Source organism: Microbulbifer epialgicus (assembly GCF_041447265.1).
In the GTDB taxonomy this organism is placed as follows: domain Bacteria; phylum Pseudomonadota; class Gammaproteobacteria; order Pseudomonadales; family Cellvibrionaceae; genus Microbulbifer; species Microbulbifer epialgicus.
Map to the genome: position 1 here is coordinate 1 of NZ_JBGMEK010000258.1, position 804 is coordinate 804.

The window sequence follows — 804 nt, forward strand, 5'->3', positions numbered from 1 at the left end:
TATAAAACACACTAACTATCAATATTTATCGAATAAGCTCAGTTTTACAACTAAAACTCAACCATAAAATAGCACTCCAATAATTCGTAAATTTATCTCCGAATTTATAGAGATGCCCTTAAGTTCTAAAGCGCTATTTCTTGAGCTTTCCCTTTGATGTTCTAACTCTTTAGTTTGTAAGATGAGTGTATAAATAATTCCGGCTAGAGCTAAGCCGGAGAAGAGTGTGTTCACAACCCCGAACATGTCTCCAAATGTTCCGTGGTTGTCTGGCGCAAATATCCTATATATTATCAAACCTAAAACTATTTGAACTAATAGTACGCCTGCGAGCAACTGATATAGTGGATTGCTCCTATCTTTGCTTATTGATCTTCTCCCAGCTTGGAGGAATGTTGATTTTTTTTGTTCGAAAATTTTGTGATCTAGTTTCAGCTTCTCTAGGGCGTCATTGGTTGTAGTACCTCCTTTTATGGAGTTAATGATTTCATCAAATAAAGCATTACTTTCACTATCTTTTGATTTAGTGAGACTTCCCAACCTTTTGACTAAAAGGTACAAGCTATTGAAAGGAATGTAGCAAATAAATAGTAGAAGAGTAATTGATATTACTATTAAGATCACAAAAGGGTCGGTGATTGAAAATACCAAAAGCTGAATACAAGAAGGTTTTTCGATAATCATTTTGTTACCTAACAACTATTGGTGTTAAGTGGTTTTCATTAATTCTGTATTGAAAAGTAAGTATCCCCCGGCAAAGCCGGGGGCTTTAATTTTGTGAGCCGCTCTAAGCGGCAATTACGG

Annotated in this window: 1 protein-coding gene; it reads right to left on the bottom strand. The window is 35.4% G+C overall.

Annotated elements, in window-relative coordinates:
* Positions 1 to 57: 57 nt before the first annotated feature.
* Entirely contained in the window at positions 58 to 684 is a 627-nt protein-coding gene (locus ACCI49_RS24865) for a hypothetical protein (protein ID WP_371841948.1), read from the bottom strand.
* Positions 685 to 804: the final 120 nt, after the last annotated feature.

Excerpts from the sequence above, each read along its gene's own strand:
- ACCI49_RS24865 (WP_371841948.1), bottom strand. The coding sequence starts at position 684 with ATGATTATCGAAAAACCTTCTTGTATTCAGCTTTTGGTATTTTCAATC.